This window comes from Novosphingobium sp. 9U, assembly GCF_902506425.1.
Taxonomy (GTDB): Bacteria; Pseudomonadota; Alphaproteobacteria; order Sphingomonadales; family Sphingomonadaceae; genus Novosphingobium.
The window spans coordinates 244,447-261,690 of record NZ_LR732504.1 but is presented as its reverse complement, the minus strand read 5'-3'; the positions used below and the strand labels follow the sequence as shown (position 1 = coordinate 261,690).

General features: G+C 67.5%; 22 protein-coding genes. 10 read left to right on the top strand and 12 right to left on the bottom strand.

The window, feature by feature from the left end; genetic code table 11:
• Positions 1 to 3: 3 nt before the first annotated feature.
• From GV044_RS17970 to flgB, 9 genes are read right to left on the bottom strand one after another with little or no spacing between them, the layout of a single operon-like run.
• On the bottom strand, positions 4 to 321 hold the full coding sequence (locus GV044_RS17970; RefSeq protein WP_159873402.1) for a rod-binding protein: 318 nt from the start codon (positions 319 to 321) through the stop codon (positions 4 to 6).
• A complete protein-coding gene (locus GV044_RS17965; RefSeq protein ID WP_371741652.1) occupies positions 318 to 1,421 on the bottom strand; it encodes a flagellar basal body P-ring protein FlgI in 1,104 nt (367 codons plus the stop codon). The genes GV044_RS17970 and GV044_RS17965 overlap by 4 nt, the downstream gene beginning before the upstream one ends.
• A 2-nt stretch (positions 1,422 to 1,423) precedes the next feature.
• On the bottom strand, positions 1,424 to 2,116 hold the full coding sequence (locus GV044_RS17960; RefSeq protein ID WP_236555075.1) for a flagellar basal body L-ring protein FlgH: 693 nt from the start codon (positions 2,114 to 2,116) through the stop codon (positions 1,424 to 1,426).
• 5 nt (positions 2,117 to 2,121) lie between these two features.
• Positions 2,122 to 2,910, bottom strand: coding sequence for a flagellar basal-body rod protein FlgG (flgG, locus tag GV044_RS17955; RefSeq protein ID WP_159873398.1), 789 nt, complete (start codon positions 2,908 to 2,910; stop codon positions 2,122 to 2,124).
• Between the two features lie 17 nt (positions 2,911 to 2,927).
• Positions 2,928 to 3,668: a flagellar basal body rod protein FlgF gene (locus GV044_RS17950; protein ID WP_159873396.1), complete on the bottom strand. Its 741-nt coding sequence runs from the start codon at positions 3,666 to 3,668 to the stop codon at positions 2,928 to 2,930.
• A gap of 26 nt (positions 3,669 to 3,694) precedes the next feature.
• Entirely contained in the window at positions 3,695 to 4,489 is a 795-nt protein-coding gene (locus GV044_RS17945) for a flagellar hook-basal body protein (RefSeq protein ID WP_159873394.1), read from the bottom strand.
• A 12-nt stretch (positions 4,490 to 4,501) separates the two neighbouring features.
• Entirely contained in the window at positions 4,502 to 4,804 is a 303-nt protein-coding gene (locus GV044_RS17940) for a flagellar hook assembly protein FlgD (protein WP_159873392.1), read from the bottom strand.
• On the bottom strand, positions 4,801 to 5,199 hold the full coding sequence (flgC, locus tag GV044_RS17935) for a flagellar basal body rod protein FlgC (RefSeq protein WP_159873390.1): 399 nt from the start codon (positions 5,197 to 5,199) through the stop codon (positions 4,801 to 4,803). Before flgC ends, GV044_RS17940 begins: the two co-directional genes overlap by 4 nt.
• A 3-nt stretch (positions 5,200 to 5,202) precedes the next feature.
• The gene (gene flgB / locus GV044_RS17930; RefSeq protein ID WP_159873388.1) at positions 5,203 to 5,556 is read right to left on the bottom strand and encodes a flagellar basal body rod protein FlgB; all 354 of its coding nucleotides are present in this window, start codon (positions 5,554 to 5,556) and stop codon (positions 5,203 to 5,205) included.
• Between the two features lie 225 nt (positions 5,557 to 5,781).
• Here flgB and GV044_RS17925 point away from each other — a divergent pair, with 225 nt between their 5' ends.
• The 10 genes from GV044_RS17925 (at position 5,782) to GV044_RS17880 (ending at position 13,709) form a co-directional block, all read left to right on the top strand.
• Positions 5,782 to 6,453, top strand: a complete 672-nt coding sequence (locus GV044_RS17925; RefSeq protein WP_159873386.1) for a MotA/TolQ/ExbB proton channel family protein — start codon at positions 5,782 to 5,784, stop codon at positions 6,451 to 6,453.
• On the top strand, positions 6,453 to 6,914 hold the full coding sequence (locus GV044_RS17920) for a hypothetical protein (protein WP_159873384.1): 462 nt from the start codon (positions 6,453 to 6,455) through the stop codon (positions 6,912 to 6,914). Before GV044_RS17925 ends, GV044_RS17920 begins: the two co-directional genes overlap by 1 nt.
• Positions 6,911 to 7,390, top strand: coding sequence for a flagella basal body P-ring formation protein FlgA (locus tag GV044_RS17915; protein WP_159873382.1), 480 nt, complete (start codon positions 6,911 to 6,913; stop codon positions 7,388 to 7,390). Before GV044_RS17920 ends, GV044_RS17915 begins: the two co-directional genes overlap by 4 nt.
• Positions 7,391 to 7,645: 255 nt before the next feature.
• A complete protein-coding gene (locus tag GV044_RS17910; protein ID WP_159873380.1) occupies positions 7,646 to 7,963 on the top strand; it encodes a flagellar biosynthesis anti-sigma factor FlgM in 318 nt (105 codons plus the stop codon).
• Positions 7,960 to 8,310, top strand: a complete 351-nt coding sequence (locus GV044_RS17905; RefSeq protein ID WP_371741648.1) for a flagellar protein FlgN — start codon at positions 7,960 to 7,962, stop codon at positions 8,308 to 8,310. The genes GV044_RS17910 and GV044_RS17905 overlap by 4 nt, the downstream gene beginning before the upstream one ends.
• A gap of 96 nt (positions 8,311 to 8,406) precedes the next feature.
• Positions 8,407 to 9,306 (top strand): transglycosylase SLT domain-containing protein, encoded by a 900-nt coding sequence (locus GV044_RS17900; RefSeq protein ID WP_236555074.1) that lies wholly within the window; start codon positions 8,407 to 8,409, stop codon positions 9,304 to 9,306.
• The gene (locus tag GV044_RS17895) at positions 9,303 to 11,423 is read left to right on the top strand and encodes a flagellar biosynthesis protein FlhA (protein WP_159873378.1); all 2,121 of its coding nucleotides are present in this window, start codon (positions 9,303 to 9,305) and stop codon (positions 11,421 to 11,423) included. The genes GV044_RS17900 and GV044_RS17895 overlap by 4 nt, the downstream gene beginning before the upstream one ends.
• Positions 11,420 to 12,166, top strand: coding sequence for a sigma-70 family RNA polymerase sigma factor (locus GV044_RS17890; RefSeq protein WP_159873376.1), 747 nt, complete (start codon positions 11,420 to 11,422; stop codon positions 12,164 to 12,166). The genes GV044_RS17895 and GV044_RS17890 overlap by 4 nt, the downstream gene beginning before the upstream one ends.
• Before the next feature lie 157 nt (positions 12,167 to 12,323).
• Positions 12,324 to 12,926, top strand: a complete 603-nt coding sequence (locus GV044_RS17885) for a hypothetical protein (protein WP_159873374.1) — start codon at positions 12,324 to 12,326, stop codon at positions 12,924 to 12,926.
• Between the two features lie 120 nt (positions 12,927 to 13,046).
• On the top strand, positions 13,047 to 13,709 hold the full coding sequence (locus GV044_RS17880) for a hypothetical protein (RefSeq protein ID WP_159873372.1): 663 nt from the start codon (positions 13,047 to 13,049) through the stop codon (positions 13,707 to 13,709).
• A 65-nt stretch (positions 13,710 to 13,774) separates the two neighbouring features.
• Here the strand turns inward: GV044_RS17880 and GV044_RS17875 are convergent, their stop codons facing one another.
• From GV044_RS17875 to GV044_RS17865, 3 genes are read right to left on the bottom strand one after another with little or no spacing between them, the layout of a single operon-like run.
• A complete protein-coding gene (locus tag GV044_RS17875; protein WP_159873370.1) occupies positions 13,775 to 15,355 on the bottom strand; it encodes a hypothetical protein in 1,581 nt (526 codons plus the stop codon).
• A 1-nt stretch (position 15,356) separates the two neighbouring features.
• Positions 15,357 to 16,166, bottom strand: a complete 810-nt coding sequence (locus GV044_RS17870; protein WP_159873368.1) for a class I mannose-6-phosphate isomerase — start codon at positions 16,164 to 16,166, stop codon at positions 15,357 to 15,359.
• A gap of 13 nt (positions 16,167 to 16,179) precedes the next feature.
• Positions 16,180 to 17,217: a mannose-1-phosphate guanylyltransferase gene (locus tag GV044_RS17865; protein ID WP_159873364.1), complete on the bottom strand. Its 1,038-nt coding sequence runs from the start codon at positions 17,215 to 17,217 to the stop codon at positions 16,180 to 16,182.
• Positions 17,218 to 17,244: the final 27 nt, after the last annotated feature.

Sequence of the window (17,244 nt, the reverse complement as noted above, 5' to 3'; positions counted from 1 at the left end):
GGCTTACTTGGCCTTCTGCGAGGTCTGGCTGGACGGCAGGAAGCGTGCGACTTGCGCCTCGATCTTGGCGGCGAAGCCCAGCGCGCCGGTCTGCGCGGTGATGTCGGCGAAGTTGTTGTCCTGCATCTCGCGGAAGGTATCGAGCGCCTGCCCGCCGAACAGGTCGTCGCCGCCGAAATCGGCCTTGCGCGCGGCGCTGAGCATCTGGCGCACGAACACCGCTTCGAACTGCTTGGCCGCGGCCGACAGCTTCTCGCGATCGGTGGCGTTCGCGCCGATCAGCTTCGTCGAAGCCAGGTTCGTGGCAGAAACGCTCGTCATATCACCACCATCTCGGCTTTCAGGGCTCCGGCTTGCTTCAGTGCCTCAAGGATCGCCACGAGGTCCGACGGAGTGACGCCCAGCATGTTGAGCGCGTCGACGATCTTGCTGAGCGAGGCGCCGGGCTGGAACATCATGACCTTGCGGTTCTCTTCCTCGACGCTGAGCTTGGAGTTCTGCTCCACCGCAGTGCGGCCCTGGCTGAACGGCGCGGGCTGGACCACGGTCGGCTTCTCGTCGATGCGCACTACCAGCTTGCCGTGGCTGATCGCGGCGGGCGCCACGCGCACGGCGTTGTTGATGACCACGGTGCCGGTGCGGCTGTTGACGATGACGCGCGCCGGGGTTTCTGCGGGCGAGACGTCGATCATCTCGATCGCGGCCATCAGGCTGGCGCGGGTGTCGGCGTCAGGCGGCAAGCGCAGCGAGAGGCTGACGCCGTCGGTGACGCTGGCCGTGCCGGGCAGCTTGCGGTTGATCGCATCGCGCACGCGGCTGGCGGTAAGGAAGTCCGCGGTGAACAGGTTCCAGCTGAGGTCGGCGCCGTTGTCGAACCCGGTCGCGACCGCGCGTTCCACGCTGGCGCCCTCCGAGATGCGGCCGACAGTCGGGATGTTGATGGTGACGTTGGAGCCGTCCTTGCCGCCGACATCGAGGCCGCCAACCGCGAGGTTGCCCTGTGCCATCGCGTAGATCTGGCCGTCCGCGCCGTACAGCGGGGTCATGATCAGCGCGCCACCGCGCAGCGACTTGGCCTTGCCGATCGTGGAGACGGTCACGTCGATGCGCTGGCCGGGCTTGGCAAACGCAGGAAGGTCGGCCGTGATCATCACCGCAGCCGCGTTCTTGAGGCCGGGCTGCACGCCGGGCGGGAGCGTCAGGCCCATGCGGCCCGAGACGCCCTTCATCGCCTGGGTCAGGTAGGCGAGGTTGTCGTCGCCGGTGCCGGGCAGGCCGACGACGATGCCGTAGCCGGTCAGCTGGTTGGAGCGCACGCCCTGGAACTGGCCGAGATCGCGCACGCGCTCGGCATGAGCGGGCACGATCACCAGCATGGCGCTGAGAAGGGCGGCGGCGAGAGTGTGAAAGAGGCTGCGCATCATCAGAACGGCGAAATGATGTTGAAGAAACGGCCGAGCCAGCCCTGCTTGCTCGCCCGCTGCAGCGCGCCCTTGCCCGAATATTCCATCTTGGCGTCGGCGATGCGCGTGGAGAGCACGATGTTGTCCGCGTCGATGTCGACGAGGCGCACGATGCCGGAGAACCGCACCCATTCATCGCCCTGGCTCAACATCATCTGCTTCTCACCCCTGACCAGTGCGGTGCCGTTCGGCCGAACCTCGGCGATGGTCACTGCAAGCGTCGACGAAAGGCTGCTCGTCTGCCCCGCATTGCCCTGTCCGTTGAACGTCGAGGACGAGGAAGCATTAAGGGCATTAGGGTTAAGAAACGATAACGGTCCTGATGAGGGCGGCGTGATCGAGGCGTCTCCGCCCTTGTTACTTTTGGAATTTACCGACTTTGAGGCGGTGGTGCTCTCGACCAGGCGGATCGTTACCGGATCGCCGATGCGGCGTGCTCGGTTGCCCTCGTACAGCGCGGCATAGCCGTAGCTCGCCTGGAAGATCGAACCGTTCGCCGGCAGCGGCGCGGCCTCGACGGGCAGGGTGGCTTCGAAGCCCGACGGCTTGGGCGCCTTCTTGGCCGCGGCGGGATCGGGCAGCACGGCGCTGATCGCGGCAGCTGCAGCGATGGCGCCGGCCATGCGCACCATGTTGCGGAATGGGGCAGGCATCGTGCTCACAGCGTCTGGTTCGCGTTGCGCAGCATCTCGTCGACCGAGGAGATCATCTTGGAGTTGATCTCGTAGGCGCGCTGCGTCTCGATCATGTCCACCATCTCTTCGACGATGTTGACGTTGGAGCCCTCCAGCATGCCCTGGCGGATGTGGCCGCGGCCTTCTTCGCCGGCGATGCCGATCTGCGCGGGACCCGAAGCGCTGGTCTCCATCAGGAAGTTGTCGGAAGCCGCCTGCAGGCCCGCCGGATTGGTGAAGCTGGCGATGGTGATCTGGCCCAGGTCCTGCGACTCGGCCTGGCCGGTCACGGTTGCCGAGACGGTCCCGTCCTGGCTGATCGTGATCGAGGTCGTGCCCTGGGGCACGTTGATCGGCGGCTGCAGCGGGTAGCCCTGCGTCGTCACCACCTGGCCATCTTGCGTCAGCGAGAAGTTGCCGGCGCGGGTGTAGCCCAGCTGTCCACCGGGCAGCTGCACCTGGAAGTAGCCGTCGCCGTCCAGCGCCATGTCGTAGGAGCGGTCGGTCTGCTCCATCGTCCCTTGCGTCTCGATGCGCGTGGTCGACTGCAGGCCGACACCGGTGCCCAGGTTCAGGCCGGTCGCGTAAGCCGTCTCGGTCGAGGACTGCGCGCCGGCGACGCGCGCGTTCTGGTAGGCCAGCGTCGCGAAGTTGGCGCGGTCGCGCTTGAACCCGGTGGTGGAAACGTTCGCCAGGTTGTTGGCGATGACCCGCATGCGCTGGTCCTGGGCTTCCAGGCCGGTGCGGGCGACGTGAAGGGCGGAGGTTGGCATGGTCTATATTCCTTGGATCAGTCGAGGCGCATGAGCTTGGACGAGCCTTCGTCGAGCTCCTTGGCGGTCGAGACGAGCTTGGTGCGCAGATCGAACAGGCGCTGCGCCTCGATCATGTCGACCAGGACTTCGGATGAATTGACGTTGGATTGTTCGACCGCCTCGGGGATCACCTTGGCATTGTCGTCCACCGGCAGCACGCCGCCGCCGGGCACGCGGAACACGCCCGCCAGGTCCTTCTCGAGCGGCGAGCCCTTGGTGCTCACCAGCTTGAGCCGGTCGATCTTGGCAGGCTGCTGCTCGGGCTGGGTCGGATCGGTAACCAGCACCGAGCCGTCCTGCGAGATCGAGACCATGGAGCCGGGAGGCACCATCAGCGGGCCGCTCTCGCCCAGCACCGGCAGGCCTTCGCCGTTTTCGACCACACCGGTGATCGAGACGGTCAGGTCGCCGCGGCGGGTGTAGGCCTCGTTGCCGTCGACCGACTGCACCGCCAGCATCGTGTCGCCGGTCATGGCGACATCGAGCGGGCGGCCGGTCTGAACGATCGCGCCCTCCTTCATGGAGGCGCCCTTGACCTCGGACCGGTTCATCGAACGCACGTCCAGCTGCGGTCCGTTCAGAGTAACGGACTGCGCTTGCAGGACCTCGGCCTTGAAGCCGATGGTCTGCGCGTTGGCCATGTTGCTGGCGATCATGCGTTCCCGCACCATCGACGCGTTCATGCCCGAGACGGCGGTGTAGACGAGCCGGTCCATCGGTCAGTTCCTTGCGTCTCTTGGCTTTACGAACGCAGGCCGATGATGGTCTGCGAGATCTGAGTCGCGGTATCGATCGCCTTGGCGTTCGCCTGGAAGTAGCGCTGCGCGGTGATCAGGTTCACCAGCTCCTCGGCCACATCGACGTTCGAGTGCTCGATCGAGCCCGAGAGCAGCGCGCCGTTGGCGCCGGTGTCGGGGGCGCCGAAGGTGGGAGCGCCGGAAAGACCGGTCTGCGTCCAGTTCGAGCTGCCGACCTGCTTGAGGCCGGACGGCGCAATGAAGGTCGCCAGTGCGATGGTGCCGACCTGCGTGTTGGTGCCGTCCGAATAGGATGCGGTTACCGCCCCCTTGGGGCTGATGGTGACGCCGGTGAAGGTGGCCGTGCCGGCGGTCGGCGGGATCTGGATGTCGGCCGGATCGCCGGTGGTGGTGGTGCCGGCGAAGGCCTGCAGGCGGTTGCCCGAACCGTCATGGATAAAGCCGTTCTCGTCCACCGCGAACGAGCCGTTGCGCGTGAACATGGTCTGGCCGCCTGGCGCCTTGATCTCGAAGAAGCCGTCGCCGGTGATTGCGACGTCGAGCGCCGAGCCGGTCTGCTCGACCGGACCGATCGCAAAGTTCTGCGTGATTGAGTCGACGGCCGAGCCGATGCCCTGCTGCTGTTTGGGATTGGTGAACGAAGAACTCGCGACGATGTCGGCAAACTCCACGCGCGACTTCTTGAAGCCGTTGGTCTCGGCATTGGCTATGTTGTGGCTGATGACGTTGAGGTCGGTTTGGGCGTTCTTCAGCCCGCTGATCGAAGTGTAATAGGACATGGGACTGGCTCCTTAAGAAGCGGTGGAGTTGTTGGCTGCGGTCTTGGAGATCAGCACGTCGAGCTTGCCGGCGATGGCGCTCAGCGTGCTGCCCATTTCCGTGCTGTTGGCGAGCGTGGAGAACTGCGCCATCTGCGAAAGCATCTGCTTCTGGTCCACCGGATCGGTTGGGTCCTGCTGCTGCATCTGCGCCGTCATCAGCTTGATGAAGTCGTTTGCGCCGAGCGAGGCGAGGCCGCCCTTCGACGAGGACGTGTCCGTCTTCGCCGCGGTCGACGTGGTCGAGTAGTTCGAGAATACGGAGCTGACGGTCATTTGAGCCTCATCGTTTCGAGCATGAGTTGCTTGGCGGTGGAGAGTGCCTCCACCATGTTCTGGTACTGGCGCGAGCTTTCGAGCATCTCGACCATCTCGGCGTTCTCATCGACCGGGGCGGTCCAGACGTCGCCATTGGCATCGGCCAGCGGATGGTCGGGATCGTGCTGGCGGATCGCCGCGGCATTCTCGCGCACCACGCCCTGCACCTTGACCGAGGCCATGCCCGTCGCGCGATCGAGGTCCTCTGCGAAGACGGCGCGGATCGGGCGGTAGGCTTCGGCTTCGCTGCCGGTCACTGTGCCCGCGTTGGCGAGGTTGGACGCGGCCGCGTTCATGCGCACCAGCTGCGCGGACATGCCGCGCTGGGCGACGTCGAAGATTGTGCCGGGCATCGCTTAGTCGCCCTTCATCGCGCGCGTGATCGTGTCGACGCGGCTGCGGATGAACTCGAGCGTGGTGGAATAGCCCACCGCGTTCTCGGAGAACGCGAGCTGCTCGTTCTGCAGTTCGACGGTGTTGCCGTCCATCGAAGGCATCACCGGCGTACGATAGAGCACCGCGCCCTTGGCCGCCGTGTCGGTGTCGCCGCCGGTGCTCTTCTGGCTCGCGGCGAGCGCGGCCTTGAAGTCGATGTCCTTGGCCTTGTAGCCAGGGGTCGCGGCATTGGCGATGTTGCTGGCGATCATGCCCATGCGCTGCGAGCGCAGTTCAAGAGCGGCGGCATGGATGCCGAACAGGCTATCGCTCATGGCATCTTTCCTTGTTCGAGTGGACGTTTCATCGGTTCGCGACGTATCTCAGCAAACAGCGTGCCAATTGCCCTTGAGAGGCATCCGGAAACTTGCGTGGGCGGCAAATTGCCCGCGATCCGCCTGGAGCCGGCAAAGGTTTGCCGCTTTCCGGCAAATGCACGCCGCGGACGAAAACCGGTAAATTGCCGGCCGTTCTCCTGTTGCGAAGGAGTTCATCACCCCATGCATGTCGAAAGCCTGATCGATCCGCTGTCCGCCACCATCGTGGTCGGCGGTACGCTGGTGGCGACGTTCTTGCGCTGCGGCCTGGCCGATTGCCGCACTGCCATCGGTGCGCTGTTCGCGCTCAGGAAACCGCGCTTCAACGCCGAACGCGCGCGCGGAGAGCTGGCGACGCATGTCCAGGCGATCCGCCGCGACGGCCTGGTCCGCGCGCAGTCGCATCACTTCGGCGACCCGGAGTTCGACGAAGCCTGCGACGCCATGGCCCAGTCGCACTCGCTGACCGCGCTGCGCGATGCGCACCGCAGCCATCGAACCAAGCGCCAGGAGCGCGCGCGCCATGCCGTCGACACCTTTGCGCAAGCGGCAGAGCTGGCGCCGGTCTTCGGCCTCGCCGGCACGCTCATCTCGCTGAGCCAACTGCCGTCCGGCGGCGCGGCGAGCGGCGACTTCACCGGCGCCATCGGTATGGCGGTGCTGACCACGCTTTATGGCCTGCTGCTGGGCAACATCGTGTTCGCCCCGCTCGCCCGGGTCGTCGAGCGTGCTGCGCAAGCCGAGGAGCGCGAGCGGCAGGGCGTCGTCGACTGGCTCGAAGCGCAGATCGCGCCTGCCGTTCCCAAGCTGCACGAAACCGCACCGGTCCCCTCGGCCAAGCAGGTGCGCGCCTGATGAGCGTGAAAGTCGGCACCGGCTGGCAGACGATCATCGCCGACCTATCGATGATCCTGTTCATGCTGACCGCCAGCGCGGTCGCGCGGCAAGATCCCAAGGCGCATGCCGCGCCTGCCGTCGGCGCTCCCACAGCCACACCGCGCAGCGAGCCGGTCGCGGTGTGGATCGCGGGCGAGGGCGCGCCGCCGCTGCGCGAGTGGCTGGCCCAGCAACCGCGCGACCCGCGCCAGCAGGTCACCATCACCGCCAGCTACGCGCCCGGCGCGATGGCCGAGGCCCTCACCAAGGCCCAGGCGCTCGCGCGCGAGGCCGGAGACGCGCGTGTCGTCGTCGAGCCAGGGATGCCGGGCGAGAAGGGCACAGCCCGCGTCGTCATCGGCTACGACGCACCCGAAGCGCGGCTGGCACATAGCTTGCGTAGTTCTGCGGACAAGACCCAGACCAAGGACCGACCATGAGCATCCTTCTCGCCATCCTCGCCGCCGCTTCGGCCGGCTATGCCGATCTGGACACGATCGACCGGGAGGTCGCGGGCTTCACCGGAGCCGAGATCGGCCAGAGCGGCGGCGCGCTGACCGGTGTCGACCGCCGCTTGCGGTTGCAGGCCTGCCGCTCGCCGCTGGCGCTGTCCTGGCGCACGCAGAACCACGAGAGCGTCGTCGTCCAGTGCGGCGATCCTGGCAGCTGGCGCTTGTTCGTGCCGGTCAAGCGCGAAGTCCAGGCGCTCGGCGGCGCGCCGGCGATCAACCGCGGCGATGGCATCTCGATCGCCGTCAGCGGCGATGGCTTCACCGTCGCGCAGCCTGGCGAGGCGATGGAGGCAGGGGCCGTGGGCGCCTGGATCCGCGTCCGCCCGATCAACGCCAAGCCCAATGCCGAGCCCATGCGCGCGCAGGTCGTGCGGCCCGGCCTGGTGTCGCTCCCGCTAGACTAGGATCTGATCCAGCGAGGCTGGATCAGGTGCGGCACCGGCCCACGCCCCCACCCGACCTCCCATCAAGTATACTTCCGTGGGAAGTCGGGTGGGGGCGCGGGCCGGTGCCGCATCCACGCCAGTGGATCATGTCTAAGTATATATACCTGAACAGCAATTTGCCGGCACCAGCGGCAACGAATTGCCGCTCAGACCCTTAAACCGACTTCGCCGCTACCGTTCTTCGCTATGACAAGTGAACAAGGAGCGGCCAAAATGCCACCCATCGAAGTGGGTGCTCCCCGCGCGATCGGCGCGGTGAGTGCCGAGATTGCCCGCAAGTCGGGCGCCGACATCAACCCTCCCGCCGCCGCGGTGCCTGCATCTGCGACTGCCGCGCCCTCGGCAGCAGCCAACGCGAAGCCGGCGGTTGCCACCAACGCTACGCTCGATCCGGGCGAAGCGCCGATCAACACCGATCGGGTCGCGCAGATCCGCAAGGCGGTCGAAAGCGGCAATTACCCGCTGGTCCCGGCGCGCATTGCCGATGCCATGATCGCGGCGGGCATGTTCCTGAGGAGCGGTAACGCGTGAGCATTTTCCAGACCTTGCCGGCGGCAACCTTGCGCGACCAGCTGCGGCAGATGCTTGCCGTCCTGGAAGAGGAACGGCAGGCGCTTGCCGGTCTGGACGTCGACGCGCTGATGGGCGCGGCGAACGACAAGAACTCGCTGTGCGGCTCGCTCGAGGATTGCGCGGGCGCGGTGCTGGATGACGAATGCCGCGGCATGCTCGAAGCCGCGCGTCGGCTGAACGAGGTCAATCGTCAGGTGCGCAACTTGGTCGCGGCCAACGTTACGGCGCGGCTCAACGCACTAACCGGCACGCCCCAGCTTTACCGCGCCGGCCCGCAGTACGCCTACATGGGCACGCGCGGCTGAACCGCTTTCCCACTCCCCAGCATCGGGGAGAGGGCAGCGACCACAATCTGGCACGCCTCTTGCTGAACACTCCGGTACGTTCACCCGGAGCTAGCATTGCCCGATACACCCTATCTTGGCGCCTCAGCCGCCGCTGCCATCGCCGGGAACGGCACACCCGTGCGCGCCGCGATTGCGCGGGCGGCGCAGGCAACCGGCGTCGACTTCAACTACTTGCTCGCCCAAGCCAAGATCGAGTCGAGCCTCAACCCTTCGGCCAAGGCCGGCACGTCCAGCGCGGCGGGGCTGTACCAGTTCACCAATGGCACCTGGCTGCAGACGCTCGACCGCCACGGCGCCGAGCATGGCCTGGGCTGGGCCGGCGATGCGATCTCCGGCGGGCGGATCACCGACCCCAGTGTGCGTGCGCAGATCATGGCGCTGCGCTACGATCCCAATGCCTCGGCACTGATGGCGGGCGAGCTGGCCGCGGATAGCCGCGCCGAACTCGCCACCGCACTTGGCCGTGAGCCCGATGCTGCCGAGCTGTACCTCGGCCACTTCCTGGGCATCGGCGGTGCGACTTCGTTCCTGACCACGCTCGCCAGCGATCCCAACGCCAGCGCTGCGAGAATCCTGCCGCAAGCCGCCGCTGCCAACCGCTCCATCTTCTACGGACCCGGCGGCGCACGCAGCGTCTCTGGCGTCATGGACCTGATCCGTGGGCGTGTCGCGGGTGCGATGGAGAGCGGAAGTGCAGAGCTGTGGGCGTCCGCTGCGCCGGGTGCGTCGGAATATGCCTCGGCAAGCTACTCCGCCGCGCCCGGCTTCAACCTGCCGGTCGGTGGCCCGATTGCGCAGGAGTTCCACTCGGCGCAAGCCGCGATGCCGAGCGCACCCGCAATGACGACCCGCTCGATGGCCGAGACCCTCAACGACTCCTTCGGCGGCACTGCGCCGGGCGCTCCGGCGCATGTGCGTGACGCTTATGCCAAGCTTGCGAGGTTCGGCTTGTGAACTTGCTGAACCGCATTTCCGGCGGCGCCTCGCTGGCCCTGCCCGCCGGCATCCTGATCCTGATCGTGCTGATGATCGTGCCGGTGCCCGCGATCGTGCTCGACGTCTCTTTCGTGCTTAACATCGCGCTCTCGGTCGCCATCCTGATGGCGGCGATGAACGCGACCAAGCCGCTCGACTTCTCCTCGTTCCCCTCCGTCCTCCTGTTCGCGACCCTGCTGCGCTTGGCCCTGAACGTCGCCTCGACCCGTGTCGTGCTGGTTCACGGCCACGAGGGCGAGAGCGCGGCGGGCATGGTGATCGAAAGCTTCGGCGCCTTCCTGATCGGCGGCAACTTCGCCGTCGGCATTTTCGTGTTCCTGATCCTGATGATCATCAACATGGTGGTGGTCACCAAGGGCGCGGGCCGCGTGTCCGAAGTCTCGGCACGCTTCACCCTCGACGCCTTGCCCGGCAAGCAGATGGCGATCGACGCCGACTTGGCCGCCGGCCTGATGACCGCCGACGAAGCCAAGGCCCGCCGCCGCGAAGTGGCGACCGAGGCGGACTTCTACGGCTCGATGGACGGTGCCAGCAAGTTCGTGAAGGGCGACGCCGTCGCCGCGCTGCTGATCCTGGGCGTCAACATCATCGCCGGCTTCTGCCTCGGCATGATCAGCCACGGCCTCTCCGCCGGCGAGGCCGCGCAGCACTACATCACCCTCGCCATTGGCGACGCGCTGGTGGCGCAGGTGCCCTCGCTGCTGCTCTCGATCGCCGCCGCCGTGATCGTTACCCGCGTGTCCGACCAGCGCGACTTGGCCGGCCAGATCGGCGGGCAGTTCGCAGCGCCGAGCACCTGGTTGCCGGTGGCCGTCGTGCTCGGCGCGATCGGCATGATCCCGGCGATGCCGCAGGTGATCTTCCTTCCTGCCGCCGGCATTGCCGGGTGGATCTGGCACTCCTTGCGCAAGCGCGCGAACAAGCCGGTCGTCGTCATCGAGCCGATCGCCGCCGAACTGCCCGACCCCGGCCGCATCGTGCTGGAGGACGTATCCGACCACACGCTGGTCACCATCGAGCTCGGCTACGGCCTCGTCCAGCTGGTGGACGAGCGCAAGGGATCGCCGCTGATCGCCCGCATCACCGGCGTGCGTAAGCAGCTCTCGCAGACTTTCGGCTTCATCGTGCCGCAGTTCCGTGTCCGCGATGCATTGGACATGGCGCCCAACGACTATCGTATCGTGCTGGGCGGCGTGACGTTGGGTGGCGCCACCATCCGCGCCGACCGCATCCTCGCGATCGACGCCGGGGAGGCGCGCCCGACCCATACGCTCCGCGGGGACGCCACGCGTGACCCCAGCTTCGGCTGCCCGGCGCTGTGGATTGATCCCACTGCGCGCGATCATGCCGTGGCCGAGGGCTTTCTCACCGTCGACGCCGGCACCGTCATCGCCACGCACTTGAACCAGCTGCTGGCAGAGCGCCCGCAGGACCTGCTCGGCCCGGACGAGGTCAAGACGTTGATCGAGGGGGTGAAGGAGCATTCCGCTGGCCTCGTCGAGACGATCCACCCCGCCCCGCTCAGCCTGGCCGCGATCACCCGCGTCCTGCGCGCGCTGCTGGAGGATGGTATCCCGATCGGCCATCCGCTGCCGATCCTCGCCTCGCTCAGCCGCGGCGTGATGCAGACGGTCGAGCACGAGCGCCTGGTCGAACTGGTCCGCGCCGACCTTGGCCCGCTGATCGTCGGCCGCATCTGCCCGCCGCACGAGCGCTTGCCGGTGCTGACGCTCGACGCCGGGCTCGAGGCCGCGATCGTTCAGGGCATGCACGATCCCGTCACCGGTCAGCCGGTGATCGAGCCCGACCTCGCCCGCATGATCGGCGAGCGGATTGCCAACCTGGCCGCCTCTCGCGGTGCCAATGCCGGGCCGCTGGCGCTCGTCGTCCAGCCCCGCGCTCGCCGCGTACTTGCCGCCCTGCTGCGGATGCGCGCGCCCTCCTGCCTCGTCATCTCGATCTCGGAACTGCCGCCGACGCAGCCGATCGAGGTGGTCGACGTCATCGGCGCCGCTCCGGCCGCGCCTTCGCTCCCTGAACCGCACATCATCGAATCCATGGACATGGCCGCATGAAGCTAGACCATTCGCCTTTCGCCTCTTCTCGCCGCATCGCCGGAGCCTATGGCGGCGGTGATGTCGCCGACCGGGTTCGCCGGTTCCTGCCGATGGTGCGCCGCCTCGCCTGGCACGTGAACGGCACCGGGCGCCCCGGCATCGAGCTGGAGGACCTGGTCCAGGCCGGCCTCGTCGCCCTGACCGAGTGCGCGCAGAAGCACGCTGGTCCCACCGAGGACGGATTTGCCGCCTATGCCAAGATGCGTGTGCGCGGGGCGATGGTGGACCTCATCCGCCGCACCATCCCGATGTCGCGCGGCGCTTCGGAGCGCAGCCGCACCTTGCGCGACAAGGAAGCAGAGCTGCGCGGGAAACTGGGCCGCGAGCCGCTGGCGCACGAACTCGCCGCCGCAATGGGTATCGACGAGGCGCATCTCGCCTTGCTGCGCGACACCAGCCAGCCGCTGCGCTTCGACTCGATTGACGAGGTCTATTCCGACCAGGACGGCGCCTTTGCCGACCAGACGCCGGACAGCCTCACGCTGCTGCAGGACGAGGAGACCCGCGGCGCAGTGATCCAAGCCATCGCCGACTTGCCCGAGCGGCTGCGGCTGATCATCTCGCTCTACTTCGTCGAGGAGCTGAACCTCGCCGAGATCGCACAAGTGCTGCAGGTCTCGATCCCGCGCGTGCATCAGCTGAAGGCGCAAGCCTTGGCCAAGCTGCGTGAGGCGCTGGAGGGTGTCGCGGACGTGATGTGAGATCCGGAGGTAAACCGCAGCCTCACGGGAGGGCCTCTCGCCCATTGCCACCACACCAGCCACCCTGCATGGTCTCGCCCTGAGCCGCGGGGGGAGCGCGAAAGGGGTGAGTTCAACGCAAGCAACCATCTCCCCCTTGCGCGGGCATCAGAATCTCATGCTCCTGCTCGGTGTGCTGCTGCTCTGGCCCGCAATTCTGCACGGCGACGTGTTCGGCTTCAACGATACGGTATCGTACCTGCGGGGCGCCGACACGGTCTGGGCCAAGCTGACCGGCCATTCGGACGCGTTCTTCGCGACGCCGGTGTCCGACATAGCGCCGGGCGCCACCAAGGCCGAGCCCGGCATGGTACTCTACGGCCGCTCGCTCTACTTCGGGCTGTTCCTCTATCTTGGCTTGCTGGCGAAGAGCTTCTGGGTGCCGGTCGTGCTGCAGGCGCTTGCTGCCGGAGCGGCGATCGTCGGCATCGTGCGCCACTTCGTCGATCCCGCACACGAGCGCGCCTTTGCGCGCACCTGCCTCGCCGCGTTCGCGCTGCTGGCGCTGACGCCGCTGCCGTTCTTCGTGTGCTTCCTCATGCCCGATCTCGTCGTCGGCCTGGCGATCCCGGTGGCGGCGCTGCTGCTTTGCCGCTGGCGCGTGGAGCGGCTTTGGTGGCGCATCGGCATGCTGGCGCTCCTCGCATTCGCCGCGCTTTCGCATTCGACCGCAGTGGCGCTGCTCGGCTTGCTGGCCGTCGCTGGCTTGGCGGCCGCGTGACGCCTGCACTCGCGAACGGTCGCCCTCGCCGCGAGCGCTCTGCTGGCGACGGCGCTGATCGGCATCGGCGGTGAGGCGCTGTTCGGCCTTGCCACGCGCGTCACCACCGGCGCGAGCCCCGTGCGTCCGCCGTTCCTCACTGCCAGGCTGATCGAGGACGGACCGGCCAGACGCTTCCTGGCCGAGCGATGCGCGGACGCGCCGTTCGTCCTGTGCAGCTACCCCGTGCTGCAACCGGTCACCGCCGAGGTGTTCCTGTGGGAGCCCACCCGGCCACGCGGCGGGTTCAAGGCGCTGCCGCGTGACGACGCCGTGCACGTGTCGCAGGAGCAGGCTCGGTTCGCGCTCGCCGTCGCCCGCGCCTATCCAGCCGAGACCGCGGCGGCGCTGGGCGGAGACTTCCTCGAACTCGCGGGCAACCTGCGCCTGCACGATTTCCGCCCCGAATACCTCGCCGGCCAGATGCGCGCCGATCGCCCGTTCGAGGCGGTGCCGGAGGGTACGCCGCTGCCTTTCAGCGACCGCGTGATCTCGGCCCTGACGCTGTTCCTGGTGCTAGCGGCGCTGGCGGCATTCCCATGGCGGCGCTCTGCCGCGCGCTCCGATCTGCGGGCCATGGTGTGGGTCGTGCTGGTGGCAATCTTGCTGAACGACGCGATCTGCGCCTGGCTCTCCGGCCCGTTCGCACGCTACAACACACGCGTGATCTGGGCGCTGCCGCTGATGGTGCTGCTGTTCAGGGCGAGCACCAACCTGGGCAAGCGCAGGTCGGTCTTGGTGTAAACCGCGCGCACTACCCTAGGGCTTATGCCGATAGCGCCTATGCTGAGCGTGTAGAACCACGCGCCTTACGGGCACTGCAGCCGCAGCGCCACGACCTCGCGCGAGCGATAGGCCACCCCCATCCGGCAGCCATGACGCCGCGCCGCCTCGGCATAGATGCGCTCCCGCTCCGGACCCAGGTACGTCGCGGCGATCAGGGCGGGACCACGCCCCTTGGCATGCCGAACCACCCAGTCGGAGTATGCCGGATAGCCGTGCATCGCATCGAGCCGCTCCCATACGTGCTGGGATAGCACCGGTGAGCCCGTGGAAAGCGGGCGAGCGACTTCAACCGGGCTCTCCATCGGCCGGCTCTCTGCGCGTAGCAGCGCATCGATCCGGCGAGGTGGTCTCGGATCGTGCGCGGCGTAGTGGCGCAGGGTCGGTTCGAACAGGATGTCGGGCAAGACCAGCGCGTCGGGGTGTGCCTTGATGAAGGCGTAGAGGCCGCGCGTGTCCTGGATGTCGGTGTCCCGCCTCCAATCCCGCACCAAGGCGTTCGCGGCGCTCGGCACCAGCGTGAGCGCAAGGGCGAGCGGGAGCGCAGCGCTCGCCCGGACCCTGTCGGCTGCCAGGACGAACAACTCGGCCACCAGCAGCGCGCCGATCGGCATGGTGAAGAGAAACTGCTTGTTGGTCGACACCGGGTAGAGCCGGGCCAGCCAGAGCACCGCGACGATCGCGATCAGCCCGGCCAGAAGGCGCAAGGGCTGCCACACCGGTGCCGCGAATGACAGACGCGGCGAGGTCAGGCCTTTGCCGAGCACGAACAGGACTGCCGTCGCGGCAAGCGCGCAGATCAGCGCCAGCGCCGCCTGTGCCCGGCCGATCACCTCGAACTGGGCCAGCAGCAGGCCGGGGTGCTGCACGTACTCGGCCATGGCCAACCGCTGGTAAGCTGCCGGATAGTTCGCGGTCTGCAGCGCGGTGGCGGGGCGGAACAGCAGCAGGTAGCAGGCGATCCATCCCAGAGTGTAGAGGGCGAGCAGACCCAGCCAGCGCCAGCGCAGTGCGCCGCGGTGGCGGAGCAACGCTGCATCGAGCACGGCCACTCCGACCACCAGCATGATCGAGAAGGAGACGAACGACAGCATCCCCGCCAGCGCCATCACCGCGGCAGGGCGCTGCGGCAGCCAGCGCAGCGCGAGGAGGAACAGCAGGCTCGCTTGCATCTCGAAGCCGTATTGCTTGAGTTCCAGGCAGTAGCGAATCGCCAGCGGCGTCACCGCCATCATCGCAATGGCGAGCAACGCCGCACGATCGGAACGTCGATTTGCGACGAGGGCGAGGCCGCCCAGCAGCGCCAGGTTGAGGCCGAGCAGGATCAACCGCGTCGCCTGCACCGACTGACCTGCCAACGCGTAGGCCCCGTCGAGCGTCAGCAAGGCAAAGGGCGGGGCGGCTTGGTCGTAGAAGGGCAGGCTGCCGAAGTAAGCCTGCAACGGCAGTCCCAAGTTCGCCAGGAGGGTCGATTCGTCCTGCCACAGCCCGCGGCTCGACTGCAGGGCGCCCGCCAGCGCAAGCACCAGCAGCGCGATCAGACATGCCCACGCGTAGGCCGCGGGGCGCGGGGCAGTCAGCTTCCGGGCAGCTTGCGCGCCCGTCACCTCAGGCGCAGGGCGCCGCCAGGAGGCACAGGCCCGAGCTGGCGAAGAACACGTCGGCAAGGCTGTCGGCAAGGCCACACCCGCCCGGCGCGATCTCCTGACCGGCGACGTGGACGGGCCCCTCGCGCGGGATCACCAGCAGCTTGCCCTGATAGCGCGCCGTGGTTGCCTCGTCGGGCGTACCGGCAACCTGGTCGAGCGTGAACAGCGGGCCCGGCACGAGGTTCACCGAGGTGGCCTCGGGCGCCTTGCCCTTCCACTTGTCGGCATAAGGCTCGCCCTTTGCGACGGCCATGCCTTCGTCCAGGTGCAGCTCGCGCGGGCGGCCGTAATCGTAGAGGCGGTAGGTAATGTCCGAGTTCTGCTGGACCTCGATCAGGCTGATCCCGGCGCCGATCGCGTGCACGGTGTTGGCCGGGATGTAGTAGAAGTCACCCGGCGACACCGTGTGCCACTCCATCAAGTGCTCGATCGAGCCGTCGAGCGCGGCGGCGCGCATGGCATCGGCGTCGATCGCCTGCTTGAAGCCGATGCCCAGCTTGGCGCCCGGCTCGGCCGCGACGATCACCCAGCACTCTTCCTTGCCCTGGCGGCCCATGCCCTTGGCGATGGTCTGCGCGTCGGTCGGGTGGACCTGAACGGAAAGCGGCTCGCTGGTAAAGATGTACTTGACCAGCAGCTGCGGCAGCTCGGGCGGCGGCTCGAACCAGATCTCGCCGATCTTCTTGCCTGCCTCGGCCACGAAGGGCGCGGGCAGGGTGTCCTTGCCCCAGGGCTTCTCGACTTCCTTGATGGGGAGCTGACCGCTCATCGCCTTTGAGTCCTTACTGGTTCACCGCGCCCGAGAGCTTGCCGACCTTCTGCGCGCCGGCGGCGGTGGTGATCATGATGTCGTTGCCGTCGACCACGACGTAGACATCCTCCAAACCGATGACCGAGACCTTGGGTCCATCGCTGTCGACCAGCACGTTGCGGCAGTCGACCAATTCGACGTCCCCTCGCGTCGCATTGCCCTGCTCGTCACGCTCGCGGGCGATGTGCAGGGCCTGCCAGTTGCCGATGTCGGACCAGGCCATGTCGGCCGGGACCATCGCCGCCCGGCCGGTGTTCTCCATCACCGCGTAGTCGACCGACTCGCTCTCCACCGCGGCGAAGGCTTGCGCGTCGGGGTGAAAGCGATGGCCATCGCTGCTGCCCTGCTCGACCGCCTTGCGCACTGCGCTCAGGATCTGCGGACGGTGCGCCTCCAGCTCCTTGAGGAAGTCGCTGACTCGGAAAGCGAAGATGCCGCCGTTCCAGGCGTAGATGCCTTCCGACAGGAACGACTTGGCGCGCTCCAGATCGGGCTTCTCGACGAACTGGGCGGTGCGAAAGGCGCTGTCGGTGATCGGCTCGCCGCGCTTCAGGTAGCCAAAGCCAGTCTCCGGCGCGGTCGCCTCGATGCCGAAGCTGACCAACCAGCCCTGCTGCGCCAGCTCGGCAGCGGTGCAGGCAGCTTCGGCAAAGGCCTTGGCGTCGCCGATGTGGTGGTCGCTGGGGCACACCAGCATCACCGCGTCCTCGGGCAGGCGCAGTGCCGCGAGCGCGATGGCGGCGGCGGTGTTGCGGGCGCATGGCTCGACGATGATTTCGGAGCCGGGGCGGTCGCCCAGCTGATCCTCGACATGCTCCAAGTGAGCCTTGCCAGTCACCACGACCGGTGCGCCGAAGCCTTCCGTCGCCGGGCAGCGCTCCAGCGTCGCCTGGAACAGCGTGGTGTCGCCGACCAGTGGCAGGAAGGGCTTGGGCTTGGTCGCCCGGCTGCGGGGCCAAAGTCGGGTGCCGCTGCCGCCACACAGAATCACGGGTACAAGCTTGCTCATCACGCCCCCTCTTAATGATGCGCTTGC

Excerpts from the sequence above, each read along its gene's own strand:
- GV044_RS17970 (WP_159873402.1), bottom strand. The coding sequence starts at position 321 with ATGACGAGCGTTTCTGCCACGAACCTGGCTTCGACGAAGCTGATCGGC.
- GV044_RS17965 (WP_371741652.1), bottom strand. The coding sequence starts at position 1,421 with ATGCGCAGCCTCTTTCACACTCTCGCCGCCGCCCTTCTCAGCGCCATG.
- GV044_RS17960 (WP_236555075.1), bottom strand. The coding sequence starts at position 2,116 with ATGCCTGCCCCATTCCGCAACATGGTGCGCATGGCCGGCGCCATCGCT.
- flgG (WP_159873398.1), bottom strand. The coding sequence starts at position 2,910 with ATGCCAACCTCCGCCCTTCACGTCGCCCGCACCGGCCTGGAAGCCCAG.
- GV044_RS17950 (WP_159873396.1), bottom strand. The coding sequence starts at position 3,668 with ATGGACCGGCTCGTCTACACCGCCGTCTCGGGCATGAACGCGTCGATG.
- GV044_RS17945 (WP_159873394.1), bottom strand. The coding sequence starts at position 4,489 with ATGTCCTATTACACTTCGATCAGCGGGCTGAAGAACGCCCAAACCGAC.
- GV044_RS17940 (WP_159873392.1), bottom strand. The coding sequence starts at position 4,804 with ATGACCGTCAGCTCCGTATTCTCGAACTACTCGACCACGTCGACCGCG.
- flgC (WP_159873390.1), bottom strand. The coding sequence starts at position 5,199 with ATGCCCGGCACAATCTTCGACGTCGCCCAGCGCGGCATGTCCGCGCAG.
- flgB (WP_159873388.1), bottom strand. The coding sequence starts at position 5,556 with ATGAGCGATAGCCTGTTCGGCATCCATGCCGCCGCTCTTGAACTGCGC.
- GV044_RS17925 (WP_159873386.1), top strand. The coding sequence starts at position 5,782 with ATGCATGTCGAAAGCCTGATCGATCCGCTGTCCGCCACCATCGTGGTC.
- GV044_RS17920 (WP_159873384.1), top strand. The coding sequence starts at position 6,453 with ATGAGCGTGAAAGTCGGCACCGGCTGGCAGACGATCATCGCCGACCTA.
- GV044_RS17915 (WP_159873382.1), top strand. The coding sequence starts at position 6,911 with ATGAGCATCCTTCTCGCCATCCTCGCCGCCGCTTCGGCCGGCTATGCC.
- GV044_RS17910 (WP_159873380.1), top strand. The coding sequence starts at position 7,646 with ATGCCACCCATCGAAGTGGGTGCTCCCCGCGCGATCGGCGCGGTGAGT.
- GV044_RS17890 (WP_159873376.1), top strand. The coding sequence starts at position 11,420 with ATGAAGCTAGACCATTCGCCTTTCGCCTCTTCTCGCCGCATCGCCGGA.
- GV044_RS17885 (WP_159873374.1), top strand. The coding sequence starts at position 12,324 with ATGCTCCTGCTCGGTGTGCTGCTGCTCTGGCCCGCAATTCTGCACGGC.
- GV044_RS17870 (WP_159873368.1), bottom strand. The coding sequence starts at position 16,166 with ATGAGCGGTCAGCTCCCCATCAAGGAAGTCGAGAAGCCCTGGGGCAAG.
- GV044_RS17865 (WP_159873364.1), bottom strand. The coding sequence starts at position 17,217 with ATGAGCAAGCTTGTACCCGTGATTCTGTGTGGCGGCAGCGGCACCCGA.